Annotated in this window: 17 protein-coding genes; 10 read left to right on the forward strand and 7 right to left on the reverse strand. The window is 41.2% G+C overall.

The window, feature by feature from the left end; genetic code table 11:
* The first annotated feature begins 82 nt into the window (after window positions 1-82).
* Both A7968_RS06385 and A7968_RS06390 read left to right on the forward strand, forming a co-directional pair.
* Window positions 83-1,168, forward strand: a complete 1,086-nt coding sequence (locus A7968_RS06385; protein ID WP_227008890.1) for a catalase family peroxidase — start codon at window positions 83-85, stop codon at window positions 1,166-1,168.
* Window positions 1,155-1,691, forward strand: coding sequence for a cytochrome b (locus A7968_RS06390; RefSeq protein WP_064665734.1), 537 nt, complete (start codon window positions 1,155-1,157; stop codon window positions 1,689-1,691). Before A7968_RS06385 ends, A7968_RS06390 begins: the two co-directional genes overlap by 14 nt.
* 46 nt (window positions 1,692-1,737) lie before the next feature.
* Here the strand turns inward: A7968_RS06390 and A7968_RS06395 are convergent, their stop codons facing one another.
* A complete protein-coding gene (locus A7968_RS06395) occupies window positions 1,738-2,517 on the reverse strand; it encodes a DUF2189 domain-containing protein (protein ID WP_064665735.1) in 780 nt (259 codons plus the stop codon).
* A 284-nt stretch (window positions 2,518-2,801) separates the two neighbouring features.
* Here A7968_RS06395 and A7968_RS06400 point away from each other — a divergent pair, with 284 nt between their 5' ends.
* Both A7968_RS06400 and A7968_RS06405 read left to right on the forward strand, forming a co-directional pair.
* Window positions 2,802-3,413, forward strand: a complete 612-nt coding sequence (locus A7968_RS06400; RefSeq protein WP_064665736.1) for a MarC family protein — start codon at window positions 2,802-2,804, stop codon at window positions 3,411-3,413.
* 89 nt (window positions 3,414-3,502) lie between these two features.
* The gene (locus A7968_RS06405; RefSeq protein WP_064665737.1) at window positions 3,503-4,039 is read left to right on the forward strand and encodes a GAF domain-containing protein; all 537 of its coding nucleotides are present in this window, start codon (window positions 3,503-3,505) and stop codon (window positions 4,037-4,039) included.
* Window positions 4,040-4,300: 261 nt separating this feature from the next.
* On the opposite strand, the gene A7968_RS06410 is transcribed toward A7968_RS06405, so the two are convergent.
* Window positions 4,301-8,242, reverse strand: coding sequence for a S8 family serine peptidase (locus tag A7968_RS06410; protein ID WP_064665738.1), 3,942 nt, complete (start codon window positions 8,240-8,242; stop codon window positions 4,301-4,303).
* Between the two features lie 64 nt (window positions 8,243-8,306).
* The gene (locus A7968_RS06415) at window positions 8,307-8,846 is read right to left on the reverse strand and encodes a hypothetical protein (RefSeq protein ID WP_064665739.1); all 540 of its coding nucleotides are present in this window, start codon (window positions 8,844-8,846) and stop codon (window positions 8,307-8,309) included.
* Between the two features lie 376 nt (window positions 8,847-9,222).
* On the opposite strand from A7968_RS06415, the gene betI reads away from it, so the two are divergent.
* The 5 genes from betI to A7968_RS06440 all read left to right on the forward strand — a co-directional run bounded on the left by betI (window position 9,223) and on the right by A7968_RS06440 (window position 15,019).
* A complete protein-coding gene (betI, locus tag A7968_RS06420) occupies window positions 9,223-9,813 on the forward strand; it encodes a transcriptional regulator BetI (protein WP_064665740.1) in 591 nt (196 codons plus the stop codon).
* Between the two features lies 1 nt (window position 9,814).
* A complete protein-coding gene (gene betB / locus A7968_RS06425) occupies window positions 9,815-11,278 on the forward strand; it encodes a betaine-aldehyde dehydrogenase (RefSeq protein WP_064665930.1) in 1,464 nt (487 codons plus the stop codon).
* A complete protein-coding gene (betA, locus tag A7968_RS06430; RefSeq protein WP_064665741.1) occupies window positions 11,278-12,948 on the forward strand; it encodes a choline dehydrogenase in 1,671 nt (556 codons plus the stop codon). The genes betB and betA overlap by 1 nt, the downstream gene beginning before the upstream one ends.
* A 136-nt stretch (window positions 12,949-13,084) precedes the next feature.
* Window positions 13,085-14,302, forward strand: a complete 1,218-nt coding sequence (locus A7968_RS06435; RefSeq protein WP_064665742.1) for a BCCT family transporter — start codon at window positions 13,085-13,087, stop codon at window positions 14,300-14,302.
* Window positions 14,303-14,311: 9 nt separating this feature from the next.
* A complete protein-coding gene (locus A7968_RS06440) occupies window positions 14,312-15,019 on the forward strand; it encodes a TorF family putative porin (RefSeq protein ID WP_064665743.1) in 708 nt (235 codons plus the stop codon).
* Between the two features lie 57 nt (window positions 15,020-15,076).
* Here A7968_RS06440 and A7968_RS06445 read toward each other — a convergent pair whose 3' ends face one another.
* The 4 genes from A7968_RS06445 to A7968_RS06460 form a co-directional block, all read right to left on the reverse strand.
* On the reverse strand, window positions 15,077-15,892 hold the full coding sequence (locus A7968_RS06445) for a substrate-binding periplasmic protein (protein WP_064665744.1): 816 nt from the start codon (window positions 15,890-15,892) through the stop codon (window positions 15,077-15,079).
* 150 nt (window positions 15,893-16,042) lie between these two features.
* Window positions 16,043-17,287, reverse strand: a complete 1,245-nt coding sequence (locus A7968_RS06450) for a hypothetical protein (RefSeq protein WP_064665745.1) — start codon at window positions 17,285-17,287, stop codon at window positions 16,043-16,045.
* Complete coding sequence (locus A7968_RS06455; protein ID WP_064665746.1) at window positions 17,284-18,120, reverse strand: ABC transporter ATP-binding protein; 837 nt, start codon at window positions 18,118-18,120, stop codon at window positions 17,284-17,286. Before A7968_RS06455 ends, A7968_RS06450 begins: the two co-directional genes overlap by 4 nt.
* 2 nt (window positions 18,121-18,122) lie before the next feature.
* On the reverse strand, window positions 18,123-18,497 hold the full coding sequence (locus A7968_RS06460) for a GntR family transcriptional regulator (protein ID WP_064665747.1): 375 nt from the start codon (window positions 18,495-18,497) through the stop codon (window positions 18,123-18,125).
* Window positions 18,498-18,590: 93 nt separating this feature from the next.
* Between A7968_RS06460 and A7968_RS06465 the strand changes: the two genes are divergently transcribed.
* On the forward strand, window positions 18,591-20,111 hold the full coding sequence (locus tag A7968_RS06465; protein ID WP_064665748.1) for an alpha/beta fold hydrolase: 1,521 nt from the start codon (window positions 18,591-18,593) through the stop codon (window positions 20,109-20,111).
* The last annotated feature ends 2 nt before the right edge of the window (window positions 20,112-20,113 follow it).

Below are 20,113 nucleotides of genomic sequence, written 5' to 3' on the forward strand. Positions count from 1 at the left end.
TATTGAAATAGTTTCTACCTTTAGTCGGTCTTTGCAGGGGAGTGTTGATAATAAATGATGAGATAGAAGGGCTGGTTTTAATATGACAAAAGACAAACACGGTAGCGATGGCGGCTCCTTAATAGTACGCAAATTTTTATTGGTTGCTTCGATCGCAAGTTTTGCAACTGCAACCTTGTATTTTGCCGGCGCATTTAATGGCGATACAGTGACCGCGCAAAGATTTGTTGATTTACAGCAAGGTGATAAGCCTCATTTAGGCTTTCGCCGAGCGCATGCAAAAGGAATGTGTGTTTCAGGCCATTTTGAGTCGACAGGTGAATTAGCGAGTTATTCCACTGCAGCAATATTTGCTCAGGGCCACACGGAATTTCTAGGGCGCTTTTCAATTGCAGGTAATAACCCTACGGCGCCTGATTTAAAAGCACCGGTGCGCAGTTTCGCTTTTGTGGTTAACCCTGCAACGTCGCAGGAATGGCGAGTAGCGATGAATACTCCACCGGTGATGGCTGTTGCAACACCTGATGCATTTTTTCAGCAATTACAGGCATTATCGCCTGATCCAATAACTAAACAACGTGATCCTGAAAAAATTAAAGCTTTTTTTAAAGCACACCCAGAAAGCAAAGCATTCAATGATTGGAAAGCCGCTTACGTGCCAACCAATAGCTTTGCAGCAGAGCGTTATCACAGCATCAATGCATTTTACTTACACAATGAACAAGGCGAAAAACAAGCCGTACGGTGGCAGGCCGTCCCTCATGATGATTACCGTGAGTTAGCAGAGCTTGATAAAACATCTGCTGATGCCTTACAAAAGCAGCTGGCGCAGCAGCTCAAAAGTCAGTCAGTTAAGTTTGATCTACTGTTTACCTTGGCAAATAACAGTGATGATGAAAATAACCCGACAATACCTTGGCCCATGACGCGTAAAACAGTCAATGCTGGCACCTTAGTCATCACTGACTGGCGCCCTCAAGCACAAGGGAAGTGCGGCGAACAAAACTTTGACCCATTAGTTTTACCCGCAGGAATGAGTGCGACAGCGGATCCTATCTTGCGTGCAAGAGGAGCAGCGTATGCTCAGTCTTATCGTCGCAGAGCTACTGAAAAACTACTCTATGGCCAATCAACAAATTCTCAAGGAGAGCCTAATGTCAGTAACTAAAGGCTATTCAGCTGTAAGTCGAACATTGCATTGGACTATGGCGTTACTTTTGATTTCGATGCTGTTCTTAGGCTTATCAATGGTGCAAAGCTTGGCTGTTTGGCAGGTAGAAGCTGTGGCTTTGCATAAATCATTCGGCTTTTTAGCACTTGTACTGGTAATAATAAGGCTGATAAATAAAGCGCTTAGCACCAAACCTGAATTACCCAATGAGCTACCAGCAATTCAACGCTTAGCGGCGTCGGTGATCCATTGTGGTCTTTATATCGCGATGTTGCTCATGCCCTTATCGGGTTGGTTGATGCAAAATGCCGATGGGCGAGTAGTACACGTATTTGGGCTTTTTACGGTGCCTAACTTGGTTGAAGCAGATATTAAATACTTTGCGCTATTTCGAGAATTACATGGAATAATTGCGTGGTTATTTTTAGCAATGATCTTTATGCACATCAGCGCTGCGTTATATCACGGCTTAATAAAGCAAGATGGTGTAATGAGCGCAATGTTAACAGGTAAAAAATAATCACCAAAGAAAAGCTAACCATAGTTAGCTTTTCATATACTGAAGATTACTCATAACCTCTAGCTTTTTTGGTTTTTATCACAGCAATGTAGCCGTGCCAACTGGCGTAGCTTAGCAGCGGCATAATCACAATAAACCCGGTAGCACCGGTGACAAAACCTAAGGCAACTAACACAAAAATACAGATAGACCACACTAACATGGCTGCAAAGTTAACTCGCACAGCATGCATAGATGAGACGACCGCAGTCATGATATCAACCCGTCTTTCCATCATAATTTGCGGTGTAAAGGCTGAAATCGCAAATACGGTAACCAATAATACACCACCAATAATTGAACCGACGGTTAGAAATGCGGATAACTCTTCAAAGGTAGGATTTGCGTAACTTGGGTATAGGGCATGAACCAGTGCCGCAAGGCGCATCCATACAATCATAACAACCATAAGCAGTACGGCAAAGCCCCATTCACCCACTGGGTTTCTGAACATGGATTTGAGTGAGTGACTAAGCGTTGGCTTATGGCCTTTTTCAAGCTCCCATGCAACATCGTAAAGTCCTACGGCAAACACGGGGCCAATCAACGCAAATGCAACTGTGGCGGGTAACACCACTAAGTGGCTGCCAGTAAATACAGCCGAATATATGATGGCCAGCGGAATAAGAGTGAAAACCAGTCCATAAATTAAGCTCAAAACGGGAGCTCTTATCATGTCTTTAAAGGCCAATGCCAGCCAATGAAATGCTGCGAATGTGCTAACCGTATTACATTCAATGCATGCTGCAAAGGGGGGGTGTTTATCAATTGTCTGCGGTGTTGGCATGTTTTGCTCCTAATCAAAGCGCTTCTTTTAGGTTTAGAACAAAGTGTGATTATTTACAAATAATCAATATAGCTAGGCGTATTATTTTTTATGATTGAAACGGTATAGGCCGAGTTTGTATTTTATTAACGACAAACTTGATAAACCAAGCTATTACATTTTACTTAAAGTTTTTTTGCTAATGTGATGTATAAAATATCAGCAGATTAATTTATGATGCGATGTAAGCAGATGAATTTGTTACCCGATTTCAACCAGAACTTTCGTTTAACAAGGACTTTTATATGCTCGAAAAGCTATCTCAAGATGCCCTTGTAATTTGGGCTACTATCGACCCTATCGGTACTATGGCGCTGTTTGCGGCATTGACGTCACATCTAACAGAGCAACAGCGGCGTAAAACGGCATTTAAAACAGTTCTTTATGCAGCAGGTGTATTGCTCGGTTCTATTTTAGTTGGTCAGCTTATTTTAAATGCAATGGGAATAAGGTTAGTGTCGTTTCAGCTAGGAGGCGGGATTATTTTATTTCTATTTGGCTTACAAATGATTTTTGGCAATGACTCCAATAAAGCGCAACAAGACCCTGCCCACGATATTGCAGTGTTTCCATTGGCAATACCGGCAACGGCTACTCCCGGTGCTATTTTAGCGGTGATCTTACTAACAGATAATCATATTTATCCCATTACAACCCAGATAGGTACCGCTTTAGTTATGTTAGCTGTTTTGGGGCTTACACTTATTTTATTGTTGTTATCAGGTAAAATAATCAAGTTAATAGGTACGGGGGGAGCATCAATTTTAACCCGTGTAATGGGTATGATCCTAGCTGCATTTTCTGTTGAACTGATCATGACTGCGTTAGAAATTAAGCAATGGGTTAACTTAGATTAAATTAGGCTGAAATGATGTAATAAACTGAGTATTGGCTTATTTTAGCAGCTACACTAAATGGTACTGTCTGCTTTTAGAAAGAGCCCGCTATGGAAAATAATGAATTTCACTTAGCTGCCAGATGCTTTTTTGATCGCCCTGATCATGAGCTGGTTAGCTTACCTTCACGTTTTATTGTTGCCCTTAGCAGTGCATCCACGCGTAATGAGGTATTACAAGTGTTAGCGCGCTGGTTAGTGCAATTATTTAGTTGGGATCGAGCCAGTGTGGCGTTGGATTTGCAAAGTGGTTACTTGAGTATCGTATCCGTGAAAGGTAATCTTGCTATCCCTTCTATTATTCCACTGCCAGTGGACTTTACGCTCACGGGGCGTGCCTTTAAAACGAAAACTTTAATTACCTGTCATCAATTATCCGCCAGTACAGAACAAGATTGTCGAATGTTACATGAAGGCGGTTTAACAACCTGCATGGATGCGCCAATTATTTTTAATGATCATTGCTACGGCACATTAAATGTTGCGCGAACACAAGGACGCTTTAGCGAGCAAGAGGCTATTCAATTATTTTGTATCGCGAGTATATTAGGGTTAAGTTTTAGTGTGTGTGATAGTCGCTCAACATAGCTGATAAATGCTAATCATCTAACGTATGGTTGTAAGCATATGTGGAGTTAATAAAAGCAGGTGAGTTGACCCACCTGCTTTATGATTAATACCAATCGACTTAAATATTTAGCTATTCTAGCGTGCTAAATAAAGCCCTAACTGCGTTATAAATTTCTTATGTAGAGCAACTACATGTCAAAATTTATGCCTTGTTATCACTCTATTTATCTGTCGCTATAAATGACCAATAACTTAACACGACTGGTATAGATTAACGGGTTAATCTAGCAAGTAAGCACGCAATACCGATTGATCTGTGCTGTTGTTATTCTCATCAGTGATAATAATGCGCAAATGCACAAAATCACCCGAAATAGCGTTATTTGGAATAGTTGCGTACCAATCGCCATTGACTTTTTTAACGTCAGCCACAGTAGATATATCTTCCGGCAGAACTTTATTTGTATTAAAAGGGTAGCTTTGGTTTTCGTCAACTCGACATGAACTGTAACGGTACATAAGACACTCATGGCCATAACGGTACATTACTTTCACATCAGCTAAATTGACTTGGCCAATACCCTCAATCATCCCATTGATTTTAATACGAACCGGTGTGTTTGCAGACGCGGTATTTTCAAGATCAAGTGGAATATCGATTTGCGGCATTAAAATAGGCTGCACACCTTGAGAATCAGCACTTGAAGTAAATGTGTGGGTTACATACATTTCAGGGGCTAATAACTCTTTTGCTTGATGAACATTACCGACACCACGTTTATAAGTATTAATTGTGTATTCTATTTCGGCGTTTTCATCTGGCATTTCTATATAGCCATTAGTAGGGTGGGTCTGCTCACCGTTAAGTTTAAAGCTTACAGATGAACTTAAACTATAACCTGAACCGCCATCATGGCCATTTGCATCGCCATAAGGTGCATTCTTTATATAAAGCAGGTTTGTATCACGGTAGCCTCTTGGTGAACCATTCGTTAAAGGGGTCGCACTCATAGGTGCTTTATCCCAGTTAGTTACTTGTTGCGCATTTTTAGTGTATTCACGTGGGCCATCAAATAAACCACCATCGGTATTATAATTTACTGATGGCATAACAAGGCTCGTCCAAGTTATACGCGGCAACTGTGTCTTGGCTTTATCAACATTACTCGCTGTAAAGTACTCAGTTCTAACTTGCGGTGTTGCAATCATTTGTGGGCTACCAGTACTGTAAAATTCCCCTGTACTTGGTAATGATGTGTAAGTGTCACTGTACTTTATACGCGCGTTTCCTTGCGTATAATAAGTTGCTTCAACTTGCGCTAAATCTTTATTTTTAATTTTTATTTGGCCTGTTTCGATGCTGCCGTCAGTCCAGTGTGCAATACTATAAACATAAGGAGAGTGCTCATGCGCAGTACCTGACCAGCTGATAGTTAAGTTTTCGTTATTCTCAAGCTCAGCATAGATTGCAGCCATTTCCTCTTGAGTAATTGAAACAACAGGAATATCTAAGCGACCTGGAATATTTGGTTTGTAACGACCACTTCTATTAATGACAGAACCGATAACGCCAACAGCGCCATGCTCTAGCGCTTTTGCTACTTGATTAGATGTTACATAGTAATCGGCATCTACGAGAGCAATTTTTCCAGCAACATCAAAGTTGTTCCAATCTGTGTTATAGCCGCCATCGCCGACAGCAACCACTTCTGCACTGCCAGTGCCATTAAACGATAATGCAGCACCTGCTAAAATGTACTCTAGTTGATGGCCACCTTGGGTGGTTAATATAGGTTTTGGTGCATAAGCGCGGGTAGTGACAAAACTACGGAAACGTTCATCAGTGCCTTCTGAAAGCGCATAAAAGCCCGTAACATAGTCAGGTGCAAGTTCCATTGCGGCTAATTTTAATACCTCAGCATCACTTAACGCATAAGTAAAACCAAATGAGAAACCCTGCATTTGTGAAGGTTTATCGGTTTTAAATGTCACCGGTTTTGCTTGATTAGCATCAAAATTAATTGCTATATCCGTATCCAAGTTAACATTAAGTTTTGCCATCATTGCTGCAGACTCAACTAATCCCCCAAATTGCGTTGGATTATCGTAAGTCATTATGTTGCTTACAATACTATAATGGCCTTTGGGCACTTCAATTGTGCTGCTACCGTTTATGAATTGGCCTGATTGACCCCAGCTATCTTCGCCACTCATGATGTAAAATTTAGATGGGCTTGCTGCTGGTAAGCCTAAACGGTCAGTTGCATTGATTGTTAAATTAACTGTAGGTGGTTCAATCCAGAATGATACCGGCACAGTGACTTTCTGTAGCTCAGAGAACTTACCATTTTGGTAATGGCCTTGTTTTTTGCCATTGTGGCTTCTTACTTCTTTACCAACTAAACGGCCAGTGATAGTACCGTATGCGGCATTATCAAGGGCAACCGTTGGGTTGATCCAAACTGGCACTTCTGCATTGCTATTAGCCGGTACTGTTATCTCATGTGTACCTAGCCCTGCCAATTTATAAGCATTGAGTGGCTTGTCATCTTCGCCCACAAATGTAATATCTAAATCAAAAGTAACATCATCATCACTTAAGTTTGTTAAGGTAACCGTTGTTTCATGTACTTGAGACTCACTTTGTGAATCAAAAAAGCCAAGCTCAAGATTTGGCGCGCCGATCACCGATTGGATCATCGCTTGGTTCACATCCATAGGGCCTGCACCTTGATCAAGAACGTGAGCGCGGGTTGGGGCAACCGAAGATGTTAATACCGCTTTAAGTTGTGCTGGTGTTAAATCTGGGCGAGCTTGAAGTACTAAAGCGGCGCCACCGGATACATGTGGAGCAGACATTGAAGTGCCTGAATTTGCACGATACGCATATTCACCCTTACCGCCAGATGCTGCCGCAATTACACTTACGCCTTGTGAGGTAATATCAGGTTTAGCGGAATGACCATCTGGTGACGGACCACGACTTGAGAATTCAGCCGTATTACCTGTGCGGTCAATTGCACCCACAGTTAATGCACTCGGTGAACAACCCGGTGAGCCAATAGTTTCGCGGACAAAGCTATTACCAGCTGAGATAACAAACAAGGCGTCGTCGCTTAAAGCTTCAACCATATCAACCATTGGGCCGTCACACGATGTAACAGTGCCACCTAGTGACATACTGACAATGTCTGCGCCATTATCAACAGCCCATTGCATACCGGCTAGAATGCCAGATGTAGTGCCGGAGCCAGTATCGCTTAATACTTTACCAATAAGTAGTTGCGCGCCCGGTGCCATACCAACATATTTACCGTTTGACTCAATACCTGAGCCGGCAATGGTCGAGGCAGTATGGGTGCCGTGGCCGCTAAAGTCATCAATACCTGATGAGCCGTAACTATTAAAATCTTGATATAAAAATACATTGCTTGATAGGTCTGGGTGATCGGTATCGTAACCAGTATCAAGCACGGCTACTTTAACGCCTGCGCCATTGTAACCGATTGCATAAGGTCCATAAGCACCTGTCAGTGGCACTGTTGGAGAAGTTTCATCTACTTCTAATAGTTTTTTCCACCATTTATTAGGGTCTTTTGGACCGTGCTTTGCCTTATGCTTACCTTCAGAGCGTTTATAAGCTTGAACCATGCCATCAAGCCATACACCTTCAACTGCCGTATTGCTTGAGAGGCCACTTAGTACATCACTCAGTTGATCTTTTTCAACAGTCATTACCACACTGTCAATAACTTCAAAGGTGGCTTTTACTTTCGCGCCAGGCATTGCCATTGAAAACGGCTTTTTAGCTAACGTGTTTGCACGGTATTCAACAATTACTTGTAATGAATCTGAGTTTGCATCGTCATAACCTGCTTGATAAAGCTTATCAATATTGAACAGCTCCATATCTAAGGCGCCAGAGTCAACTTTTGCTTGTGCGGCAGCAGGAATAACGTAGCTTTCACCACCACGTTTAAATAAGCTGGTAAACACTTCTTCGCCTTCTTGACCAAGTAGACGGATACCGCCAATTGTACCGTCGGTGTTTAAACGTGCTGCAACTTTATCACCAGTAATTAAAGTAAAGCTGAGGTTTCTTTCTGAGCTCTCAAGTGGTGCATCTGCAAAGGCATGGCTGCTGATGGTCGATAATAATCCAACATAAAGCGTTTTTCGCAATGTTTTCGTTAAAGTGGAAAGTTTTGGTTTTCTTTTCATTATTTATCCTTAGGTTGATGATTTATTTTGTTTTTCTATTATTAATGTTGATAGTTGGTAATTATTAGTGGTGGGGGATTTGCTTATCTAATGTGATTGATTTAATTACTCGGTTAGTGCTGAGCTGTTGCCAGGTTTGCGCTAATTTAGTTTTATCTAAACGAATAAACTGTGTATTTATTGCTGGATAAAACTGACTGTCTATTCCTGCCTCTAAGCGTTGATCTGCAACTGAGAATTTCACTAAAACAGGGAGGTACTGACTGTTGCGATCATCAAGGTTTAGCGACACTAATTTTGATACATTGAACAGTTCAGTATCGACAATACCTTGTGCGATAAGCGCTTGGGCATGGCTGGGAATTAAATAGACTTGTGTGTTTTTTACGTAAGAAATAAAAGTACTTGAAGGGTCACTTAATCGGGCGTGGACAATCGATTGCGTTTGGCTGATATCGAAAATAGCAACATCACCCGTGATCAGGGTTATTGGCTGCTGCGCTATTTTATTAGCTGCAATCATAGGGCGCACCAGCGCTGCTACATGAGTACTGGCAATACCTGTCACAATAACTAATACAACCAGTAAGAGTCTATTACTCAAATTTTTAATCCAATTCTTTATTATTATTAAATCAAATTTTACTAATGATTTATTGTTAACTTATGGTTAATTATTTTGTATGGAAAACCAAGTCCACATATGTAGCATTTTGTAGCGTGTTTTTTACTTCAGCTTTGGCACTACAAAAAGTAAAATTAAACAGCAATGTTTGCAGATCTCCTCCTAAGCTTGCCATTAGTTTCCTCTCTAGCCATTTTTTTGAATCTTTTTTCTAAGCCAATTTATAAAAGCCAATACAGTTACTTAGAGGCACTTTGTTGATGTCACTTTAGCTCGTTCACAGTTTGTCAACCTTGAATTATCAGTTCTCTTACTCTAACCTTGTTTTTTATTGAACGTTCAATTAATAAAAATTATGCCTAAAGTTGGAATGGAACCTGTTCGTCGTCAGCAGTTAATTGACGCCACAATAGAGTCGGTTGCTGAGCTTGGTTTACAAGGCACAACGATTAACAGCATTAGTAAAAAAGCGGGTTTGTCGTCAGGTATTATTAGTCATTACTTTGGTGGTAAGCAGGGCTTGATTGAAGCAACGGTACGTTATTTATTAACCAACTTGAAGCGTGAGTTGATTGAACGTGTCACAGTAACCACGACGCCAGAGCAACGGCTGATGTTTATCATTGAAGCAAACTTTGCACGCTTACAGTTGCAAAGCGATACCACTAAAACCTGGTTAAGTTTTTGGGCGCAGTCAATGCATGACGTGCAATTGCATCGTTTGCAAAACGTTAATAGTCGCCGCCTTTTTAGTAACTTAACCAGCTCATTCAAAGCATTGATGAATGATGCCGATGCCAAGCTCGCTGCTGAGCTTTGTGCAGCCATGATTGATGGGCTGTGGTTAAGAGCGGTGCTAAGTAAGTCAAACGAAAATCAATTTGAACATTGCGAACGCTTAGCCAAAGGCTATGTAAATTCACTTATCAAACAGTATGGAGCTTAATGTGACAACGCCTGTTTATCAAAATTTTATCAATGGTCACTTTTTAAAGAATCAAAGTGGCGAAACTTTCGCAGTTAAAAATCCTGCTACAGATGAAGTAATTTACCATGTAGAAGTCGCTGATGCGTTTGTACAAAACGCGGCTATTGAAAGTGCTAAGCAAGGTTTTGCTACGTGGTCTGCAATGGCACCCATTGAGCGTAGTCGTATTTTATTAAAAGCCGTTGAATTACTTCGCGCACGTAACGATGAGTTAGCAAAAATTGAAGTGCTAGATACAGGTAAGCCTTGGCAAGAAGCAGAATGTGTTGATGTACAAACTGGCGCTGACGTAATTGAATATTTTGCAGGGCTGGCACCGGCTCAAGTAGGCCAACAACAAATGGTTGGCGAAGACTTTTATTACACCCGTAAAGAGCCGCTAGGTATTTGCGCAGGTATTGGCGCATGGAATTACCCATTGCAAATAGCCTGTTGGAAATCAGGCCCTGCACTTGCAGCAGGGAATGCATTTATTTTTAAGCCTTCAGAAGAGACGCCGCTTGGCGCAATTAAACTGGCAGAAATATTTATTGAAGCGGGTGTACCTGCTGGCGTGTTCAATGTTGTTCAAGGCGCGGCTGAAGTTGGCCAATGGTTAACGCAAAGCGCTGATATCAAGAAAGTATCGTTTACCGGTGAAGTAGGCACAGGCAAAAAAGTAGTGGCCAGTGCCGCAGGTTCACTTAAAGACGTGACCATGGAACTTGGTGGCAAATCGCCGTTATTAGTGTTTGATGATGCCGATATTTCACAAGCGGTGAGTGCGGCAATGCTGGGTAACTTTTATACGCAAGGCGAAATTTGCACTAACTGCACACGTATTTATGTACATAAAAATGTCTATCAGCAATTTATTGATGAGCTTAAAGCGCGCACTGAACAAAATATTATTGCTGGCGACCCAATGGATCCTGAGGTGAACTTTGGTGCGCTTATTTCAAAAAATCATCACGATTTAGTGATGGGTTACATCGACAAAGGCATTAGTGAAGGCGCCACCTTACTTACAGGCGGTAAAGCGCTTAGTCCTGAATCTGCACCAAATGGCTACTTTGTCGCGCCTACGGTCTTTACTGATTGCAGCGATGATATGACTATCGTCAAAGAGGAGATTTTTGGCCCGGTGATGAGCGTGCTGGTATTTGAGGATGAAGATGACGCAATTCGCCGCGCTAATGATACTCACCTAGGCTTAGCCGCTGGTGTATTTACTAAAGACATTAAGCGCGCACACCGTGTTATTCATCAGTTACAAGCTGGTATCTGTTGGATCAACAGCTATGGTAACTCACCAGCCGAAATGCCTGTAGGCGGTTATAAGCAGTCAGGTATCGGTCGTGAAAACGGTATCGAAACCTTAGATCATTACACCCAAACTAAATCAATTTATGTAGGTATGACTGATATAGAGAGCCCATTTTAATGACTGCACAAACATATGATTACATCATAGTCGGTGCAGGCTCAGCTGGGTGTGTATTGGCTAATCGTCTATCTGAAGACAGCAACAATCGTGTTTTATTGTTAGAAACGGGCGGCAGTGATAAAAGCATTTTTATTAAAATGCCCACGGCGCTGTCTATTCCAATGAATACTGATAAATACGCATGGCAGTTTCATACCCAAGCAGAACCGTTTTTAGATAACCGTAAAATGCATTGCCCACGCGGTAAGGTATTAGGTGGTTCATCATCTATCAATGGCATGGTTTATGTACGTGGCCATGCTAAAGATTTTGACGAATGGCAACAACACGGTGCAAACGGTTGGGATTATCAGTCGTGCTTGCCGTATTTTCAAAAAGCAGAATCATTCTATTTAGGTAAAAACGACTATCGTGGTGATAGCGGCCCTTTAGGTGTGAACAACGGTAACGAAATGGCGAACCCGCTTTATAAAGCCTTTATCAAAGCGGGCCAGCAAGCCGGATATGCAGCGACTGACGATTACAATGCAGCGCAGCAAGAAGGCTTTGGGCCAATGCATATGACTGTTAAAGACGGTGTGCGCAGCTCTGCAAGTCGTGAATATTTAGACCCCATAAAATCTCGCAGTAACCTTACTGTAGTCACTGGTGCGCTTGCTGAAAAAGTATTACTCGAAGGCAAAAAAGCCACAGGTATTGAGTACAGTATTAATGGTCAAAAACAGCAAGTATTTGCAAATAAAGACGTTATATTGAGTGCAGGACCTATCGGTTCACCCCATTTATTACAGCTTTCAGGCATTGGTGATAGTGAAACCCTAGCGGCAGCGGGTGTTGAGGTTAAACACCATTTACCGGGTGTGGGTCAAAACCTGCAAGACCACTTAGAGTTTTATTTTCAATATAAGTGTAAGCAGCCAATTACTTTAAATGGCAAGCTGGGGCTTATTTCGAAAGGTCTTATTGGCGCACGTTGGTTATTAAACCGAAGTGGCCTAGGTGCGACCAATCACTTTGAGTCGTGTGCGTTTATTCGCTCAAAACCAGGTGTTGAATGGCCAGATATTCAGTACCACTTTTTACCGGCTGCTATTCGTTATGATGGTAAAAGTGCCTTTGCTGGCCATGGTTTCCAAGTACATGTGGGTCATAACAAACCGAAAAGCCGTGGTGCGGTGACGATAAAGTCAGCGGATCCTACGGTTGCACCAAATATTCAATTTAATTATTTGCAGCATCAAGATGATATTGAAGGGTTTAGAGCGTGTGTGCGCTTAACTCGTGAAATCATTGAGCAAAATGCGTTTGATGACTACCGCGATGATGAAATTCAACCGGGTAAGGCGATTCAAACTGATGAGCAAATTGATGCTTTTGTTCGCCAAGCGGTTGAGAGTGCTTACCATCCATCTTGTTCATGCAAAATGGGTGAAGATGAACTGGCAGTCGTGAACTCAAATACGCAAGTTCATGGTATTGAAGGGCTGCGAGTGGTTGATTCGTCAATCTTCCCAACGATACCAAACGGTAATTTAAATGCGCCAACCATTATGGTGGCAGAAAAAGCGGCTGACTTAATTTTAGGTAAGCCACCACTTAGTAAATCGCAAGCAAAGGTTGTCATTGATTCACAATGGCAAACAAAGCAGCGTAGCTCGGAGATCTAATAAAGTCACCTGAGACACATATTGTGTCTCAGGGCTTGCAGTGGCGCGCATCATAAGTAGTTTGTGGTGCGTTAATGCGAGATAAAATACACGGAGAAAAAATGACTTATTATCATTTATTTTGGGGGGGCAAATTATGACCTTATGGCTTAGTGCTGGCATTATTTTTACCCTACTGGCAATTATCGCAATTTTAGTAAAATGGGGAAACGTAAAGTGTGTAGGCGTCACACCGGTTAGAACATTTACCTTTATCGCAATCTTATTTACATCAGGCTTAGACGTTGGCTTGATCATGTTTCCACTAACAGAGTTTGCAGGTTATGCAGACATAAAAGCAAGCCCAGAATATGCGTTTGCCAATCCATTGGCCATTGAGTTTGGTTACTGGGGCTTTCTTATCTGGGGATTTTACTTCCTTACGTGCTTTTATTTCTGTGTAATAGAACCTAAAGTGAAATTCTTCGAAATTCCTTGGGTTAAATTAATCAATAACGTTGTTATTATTGGTACTTGTGCATTTACTGCTTTTTTATTGCTGTCTAACTTACCTTGGTACTTGCCGAGTTTCGGCGATGGCGAATCGCTCATTCCTTCGTTTTATTTAATCGTCTTTGCAGCGATTTGCTTTGCTGTGTATTCCAGCACGGATATTAAATATGTACGCTTTTTAAGTATCGCAACGACTTGGCTATTCATTGCCTTAATTGGCTTTATGTGGGTTGGTGCGTTTATGGGGGAAAGCGGGCAAGTGTCTGACTTTACTAATAACCTTGCATCTATTGGTAATTACTTTGGCAACATTAATGAGTTTGTTTTACCGCTTAATGATTACCATGAGTTTTACTTATTTTGGTGGTTTGCGTGGAGCATTATGATTGGTCAGTTTACCTCTCGTTTTGTGGGTGGCTTAAAAACTTATCAGGTATTGGGCGCGATGCTTATTTTCCCGTCAATCCCAATTGCGATTTGGTTTAGCGTGCTTTATCAATATCACGAAGCGGGTTTACCAACGCAAGGTATTAAAAATATCGCCATGGTATTTGTTGGGGTGGTCTTTGTGATCAATTCACTTGATTCTTTGATCCGTTTATACACTGACAATATGAATATCACCGTTAAGCGATTAGGTAAATTTAACTATATTGCCCTAAATATAGTGGCTCTTTCATTGTTAACTTTGTTATTTAAACTAAACTTTTTACAAATACAATGGGTTGGGGCGCTGGTAATTGGGCTGTTTTTTGGTTGCGCTGCGTTTATTGCATATAGCAAATTCAAAACTGTGAGCAACATTGATAGCTCGCCAAAAGATAACAAAATTGACTATACAAAAATCGAATCAGTAAGCTAAGGAATTAACATGACAACACAAAAAACATTACTTGCAGTAGTACTGCCGTTCGCACTTTTTTCAGCATCTGCATTAGCTGACTGGTCAACGACCATCACGGGGGTATCTGACTATACCTTTAACGGTGTGAGTCAAACCAACAATGATCCTGCAATTCAAGGTAGCCTTGATTATTCATTTGGTGAGTCGGGTATGTACGCCGGCACGTGGGCATCAAATGTGGATTTTGGTGATGATACTAATATTGAATGGGATGCTTATTTTGGCCGTTACGCGCAGTTAAACGATGCACTTAGCGTTGATTATGGTTTAGCGTATTACAGCTATCATGGGCAAAGTAATTCAAGCGATGGTAATTATTTTGAAGCCTACACAAAATTTGGTTATGCCAGTGAATTGGGCCAAACCGAGCTGAACTTTTGGTACAGCTGGGATTACTTTGGTACTGGCGCAGGGCATGTGATCTCTATGGTTGCGCATACGATTGAACTTGCGCCAAATCACGCATTACGCGCTAGTTTTGATATTTCGAACTCACTCGATGGTGACAAGTTTGCATGGGATACCGATGGTAAATCGTATAACCACTATCGCTTAGCGTATCAAACAAGCCTAGCTGGTTTCGATATTGAAGTAGCAGGCGAGAACACTAGCTTAGATATCGATACTGCCGATGAGCGTATTGTGTTATCTGTTGGTCGTACTTTCTCACTGTAATTTATAAAAGTTTGTTTAAGCACCAAAGCGGCCAATTAGGCCGTTTTTTTATTTATATTACTGCATGCTAGTTTTGCTAGGCCGGTAATCACCTTGCTCTAAGCCTTTAAAGTAAGCTTGGTAACGACCATCTTGCTTAAATTGTGCTAAGTGTACATTAAATATTTGCAGTAGCTCTTCACTTTGCTCTGCATTTTTGGGAAACAATAAAAAACTGTTATTGAGCAGTATGGGGTGTGGGTGGTGAGTGATCGTGTCAGCAAGTTCAGGGTGTTGATTGTAAAGGGTGTGATAGCCAATATTTATCTCCTCAGCAAACGCATCAATACGACCTGCTGATAAGCGACGAAAATTTTGCTCTGTACTACTTACTTGTGATAAATCGAATATGCCTTCTGCAGCTGCTTTATCAAATTTTGGCCCATAGCTATAACTCAACCCGCCACCTATTATCAGACCACGTAAATCATTAAAATTGTGCCATTCAAAATGGTTATCCTTTTTATAAAAAAACACGAATTTTTCACTAAGCACGGCATCGCTGTAATAATAATTTTTAACCCTTTCTTTACTATGCATCCAAACCGCAGTTGCTGCATATTTACCATTGTACGTATCATGATAAGCACGACCCCATGGTAAAAAGGTGAAGTTAGCTTGGATCCCCGCCTCGTTAAAAATATCCTTTATAAGGTGGGCCGCAACACCTTGATAGGGGAGAGATTCACTTAAAAATGGCGGCCATTCACCTACACTTATATTTATGGTTGTTTGATTGGGGTTTGACTTCATTGGTACGGCGAATGCACTGGTTATGCTGCAGAGTAACAACCAAGTAAAGCATAATGGCACTATTACTCTAGTATTAAACATTTCGTACCCCTTGGCTTATGGCTTAAATTGTTAACGAATTGTTTTGATATTACCTCAGCAAATATTGAAAAGCGAATTACCACTTTGCAGCCCATAAATGAAGTTCACACTCAAGTGTAAACGCCTTATCTAGAGAACAAGGTTATTTTGTTATAAATATCTAACAGTAAAGCGGTTTATTGCAGCCATAGCAAGCGTATAAGTAGCCATTATTATGAGTTCACTTATGTTATTACCGTGATCGAACATATAGTTTGCTAAGCCCATATTTAAGCCAAAAGAAATACACATAAAAAAACTGAGTAAATTTATATTCTTGCAGACATTACCAATAGCAAAACTAAGTAATACCCCCGCAGAGCAGGCCAACGAGTAACTTAATATATTGAATATTAAAAATGTTGGGTTAGCTAAACTAAGCGCCGAAGCTGTTATAAAGCACAGACTCGCCACTAAAATAGCAAGTTTTAACACACTATTACTAAGAGCGACTTTGGCGCTAAAGCTACTATTGTAAATGGGTAGAGTAAATAACAGCTCCCATGAGTTTTGCTTTTGTATTTTACTCCACAAACTTAATGTAACAATAGCGAATAAGCAGAGTGTTAAAACAAAAATGACATGCTCAGTGATGTTATAAAATAAGTTTATCACTACACCGATAGTACATAAAAGTGTAAGCAAAATAAGGTATTGAGAGAGTCCAGAGCCAACAAAGTAGCTAAGAGGGAATAACCCTTTATTAATTGAGCTGCCGTAATTTGATAAAAAGCCACTAGGAATTGGCGACCAACCAGATTGCAGGCCATTACGATAATTGCTCAGTGAGTCGGGGCGCCATACATAGGCAGATGAAAAGTTATTATGCAATAACGCGATAGCGATATAAGCAATGATATTAACGGGTATTAACCAAACGGGAAGTTGCTCTATAAGCACACACACTAACGTTGCGATAAAAAAGCTAAGGTAGCACACAGAAGTAAATAAATGGCTGAATGAGCGATTTAAAAACCAGATAATAATGCCAACCAGATTGGCAAGTGTGAGCGTTGCTAATAGATTGATATTACCTGCAATTATGATACTCAATATAGAAATCAAGTTACTAAATACAATGAATACCTTACCTTGAAACATTACATGCTCGCGGTATCCTACAACTAGACTCTGCCATTCAGTTGCTTGCATTTTAATGCTTTGCCACGCTATCGCACTGTACATACAGATAGTTGCAAACATGATCATTAACGTAATAAGTTCTTCAATACCAGTAGCAATAAGGCACAGAAAAGAGGTGATAGTTGCAGCGATAAAATAGCTGGCAGAGCCTACATCTTTTAACCAAAAACTGACAGCTCCCTGATACCAAGGACGTTTACTGACTTGCATCATCCATGTAACTCCACAAACAGCTGCTCAAGTGACAGTGTATTGATTGCTAGAGCATCCACTATAGCTTCACCGGTATAGCCATAAATGATGGCGCAATTTTGCTGTCGGTTCAGTACCTTGTATGCGCTGAGATCGATAGTCGGTTCTCTAAAGCTGACTTTTCTAACCGTGTCGCGAATGACATCTAATTCGTCAAGTAACAGTAATTCGCCTTGTTTTATTAGTGCAATATGACTGGCGACACGTTCTATGTCGGAGGTGATATGCGATGAAAATAAAATTCCAGAGCCCGAATCTAATGCTAAGTCGAAAAGATCGCTCATAAATTCGCGCCGAGCGATTGGGTCTAAACTTGCCACCGGCTCATCTAAAATAAGCAGTTGCGGCCTATAAGCCATAGCCATAATAAGGGCCAGAGTTTGACGCTGGCCTATGGAAAGGTCGTTAATGGCATCATTGTTATTCAATTCAAAGCGCGCGAGCCATTTTGTTTCTAATTGCATATCCCAGTCGGGGTAAAAGCTGCGGTGTAATGCCAATGCATCGGCAATTTTAAAACCTTCATAACCAAATGTTTGCTGAGCCACATAGCCAATTTTTTGTTTACTGCTGGCACTGAGTTGATTACTTAATTCACCTAGCACCTGAATCTCACCCTGATCTGGAGTTATTAACCCAAGGGCGCTGCGTAATAAGGTTGTTTTACCTGCACCATTTTTACCTAATAAGCCAATCACCATACCAGGCTCAACATTAAGATTAATGTTGTTCAACACACAGCGTTGATTGTATTTTTTAGAGATATTTTTATAGCTAAGAAGTGGTTGTGTCATTGTTATAATTCCCACCGTTTTTTTATTAGTTCGGCTAACGATGCTTGCGGTACATCGAGTTGTTTGGCTTGTTGAATAAGTTGATCAATAGCTTTAAAAAGTAACGTTTCTTGCTGATCAGTGTGTTGTGCTGTTTTTTGTGCCACTCTGGTTGCTTGGCCACGACGACGCTCAAGCCAGCCTTGATCGACTAATTGACCAATAGCTCTAGAAACGGTCATAGGGTTCACTGCGAAGTGATCCGCTATTTTTCTCACAGATGGTAGCTCTTCACCCGCAGCTATTTGCCCACCTACAATTAAACGCACAATTTGCTCATGCAGTTGCTTGTAAATGGGATCGCCACTATTGGGGTTGACATTAATAAACTCTAGCATTACTCTTTCTCTACTGTATTAATACATTAATACACCGATACACTAAGTAATAAGTTATCACATTAAGTGTAAAATGCAAACAAGGGAAAAGTGATGAATAGCATATCAAATTGTTCTAATAGACTGATAAATATAGTGATGATGCCAATTTTAATAATTGCATCAACAGCGTTATACGCAGAAAGCAATCAAAATAGCCAACCAAAACTGACGCCATGTTATATGGAAGGACTGGCTGATAAACTAATGTGTGGCAGCATTGCTCAACCTTTATCGGATGATCCTAATGATGGCCAGATTGATATTCATTTTGCTGTTATTCCAGCAATCAAGCCTAGTCATCCTGATCAAGCGGTGCTTGGTTTTGCCGGTGGCCCAGGGCAAGGCGCAATAGATTTAGCCGCAGTGTTTAATCATAACTTACGGTTTGCCCGTGAAACCCGCGATATCGTACTGGTTGATCAGCGTGGCACAGGTTATTCACATCAATTGCAATGTGAAAGTGATGATTTAAAAACTCAGTTTGCTTTTAATGATGTGATCGCTGACCTTCAAGCCATGGGGGCAGAAGATACGCAAAAGTGTAAAGCAAAGCTCAATATTGATTTGAGCAATTTTACTACGCCTGTTGCGGCAAAGGATTTTGAAGCGGTACGTAAAGCATTAGGTTATAAAGGTTTTCATTTATACGGGGTATCGTATGGCACACGTATTGCGCAGGAATATATGCGTCAATTTCCTAATGCTGTGTTAACGAGTACCTTAGATGGTGTTGTGCCAATGCAGCAAAGTTTGGCTGCCATAGGTGGAGCAGTTGATGGTTCACTGGCTGCATTATTCAAGCGTTGTGCAGCTGATACTTTGTGCGCAGCGCAATACCCTAACTTAGAAAATAACTTTAATTCATTGCTTACGCAGCTTGAACAACAGCCTGTACAAACACAGGTTAGACACCCACGTACCAATGACGTTATTGCTTTTACAATCACTAAAATGAAGTTTTACAGTGCGATACGCTTTGCGCTATACAGCCATGCACAACGCGCGATTGTGCCAATGGTTATTGAAAAAGCACAAAGGGGTGACTATTCACCACTGGCTGGCATGATGGCGAATGTTGATTTAACACAATCTTTAGCAATGGGCATGCATAATGCCATTGTTTGTGGTGAAGATTGGCCACGTTTAACAACGCAAACCCGCGTTCAATATAGTAAAGCTGATATGGGCAAAGCAATGATTGCAGGGTTTGATATAGCCTGCCCAATTCTAAATGTAAAAGCCGTTGACGAGGCATTTTATCAGCCGCTAAAAACCAGCACGCCAACGTTACTTCTTTCTGGTGGACGAGACCCTGCAACACCTGCAAGTTGGGCTGAGCTTGCGATGGTTGAGATGACCAATGCCACTCACTTAGTCGCACCAACAGCCACCCATGGCGTTGGCTCGCAAACCTGTGCGCCGAAAATCATTGCTAAATTTATCGATCAGCAAAGTATGCAAGACATTGATACAAGCTGTATTAACGAGTCAAATGACAAACCGTTTTTTATGAATATTAACGGCGTAGCCGTTGCCAATAGCCACTCAACTGATGCAGCTAGCAAGGAGTAAGT

The sequence above is a fragment of the Pseudoalteromonas prydzensis genome (genome assembly GCF_001661495.1).
Taxonomy (GTDB): Bacteria; Pseudomonadota; Gammaproteobacteria; order Enterobacterales; family Alteromonadaceae; genus Pseudoalteromonas; species Pseudoalteromonas prydzensis.

Coding starts and splice junctions, on each gene's coding strand:
- A7968_RS06455 (WP_064665746.1), bottom strand. CDS start 18,120: ATGACACAACCACTTCTTAGCTATAAAAATATCTCTAAAAAATACAAT.
- A7968_RS06385 (WP_227008890.1), top strand. CDS start 83: ATGACAAAAGACAAACACGGTAGCGATGGCGGCTCCTTAATAGTACGC.
- A7968_RS06390 (WP_064665734.1), top strand. CDS start 1,155: ATGTCAGTAACTAAAGGCTATTCAGCTGTAAGTCGAACATTGCATTGG.
- A7968_RS06465 (WP_064665748.1), top strand. CDS start 18,591: ATGAATAGCATATCAAATTGTTCTAATAGACTGATAAATATAGTGATG.
- A7968_RS06460 (WP_064665747.1), bottom strand. CDS start 18,497: ATGCTAGAGTTTATTAATGTCAACCCCAATAGTGGCGATCCCATTTAC.
- A7968_RS06445 (WP_064665744.1), bottom strand. CDS start 15,892: ATGTTTAATACTAGAGTAATAGTGCCATTATGCTTTACTTGGTTGTTA.
- betI (WP_064665740.1), top strand. CDS start 9,223: ATGCCTAAAGTTGGAATGGAACCTGTTCGTCGTCAGCAGTTAATTGAC.
- A7968_RS06395 (WP_064665735.1), bottom strand. CDS start 2,517: ATGCCAACACCGCAGACAATTGATAAACACCCCCCCTTTGCAGCATGC.
- A7968_RS06440 (WP_064665743.1), top strand. CDS start 14,312: ATGACAACACAAAAAACATTACTTGCAGTAGTACTGCCGTTCGCACTT.
- A7968_RS06405 (WP_064665737.1), top strand. CDS start 3,503: ATGGAAAATAATGAATTTCACTTAGCTGCCAGATGCTTTTTTGATCGC.
- A7968_RS06410 (WP_064665738.1), bottom strand. CDS start 8,242: ATGAAAAGAAAACCAAAACTTTCCACTTTAACGAAAACATTGCGAAAA.
- A7968_RS06400 (WP_064665736.1), top strand. CDS start 2,802: ATGCTCGAAAAGCTATCTCAAGATGCCCTTGTAATTTGGGCTACTATC.
- A7968_RS06435 (WP_064665742.1), top strand. CDS start 13,085: ATGACCTTATGGCTTAGTGCTGGCATTATTTTTACCCTACTGGCAATT.
- betA (WP_064665741.1), top strand. CDS start 11,278: ATGACTGCACAAACATATGATTACATCATAGTCGGTGCAGGCTCAGCT.
- A7968_RS06450 (WP_064665745.1), bottom strand. CDS start 17,287: ATGATGCAAGTCAGTAAACGTCCTTGGTATCAGGGAGCTGTCAGTTTT.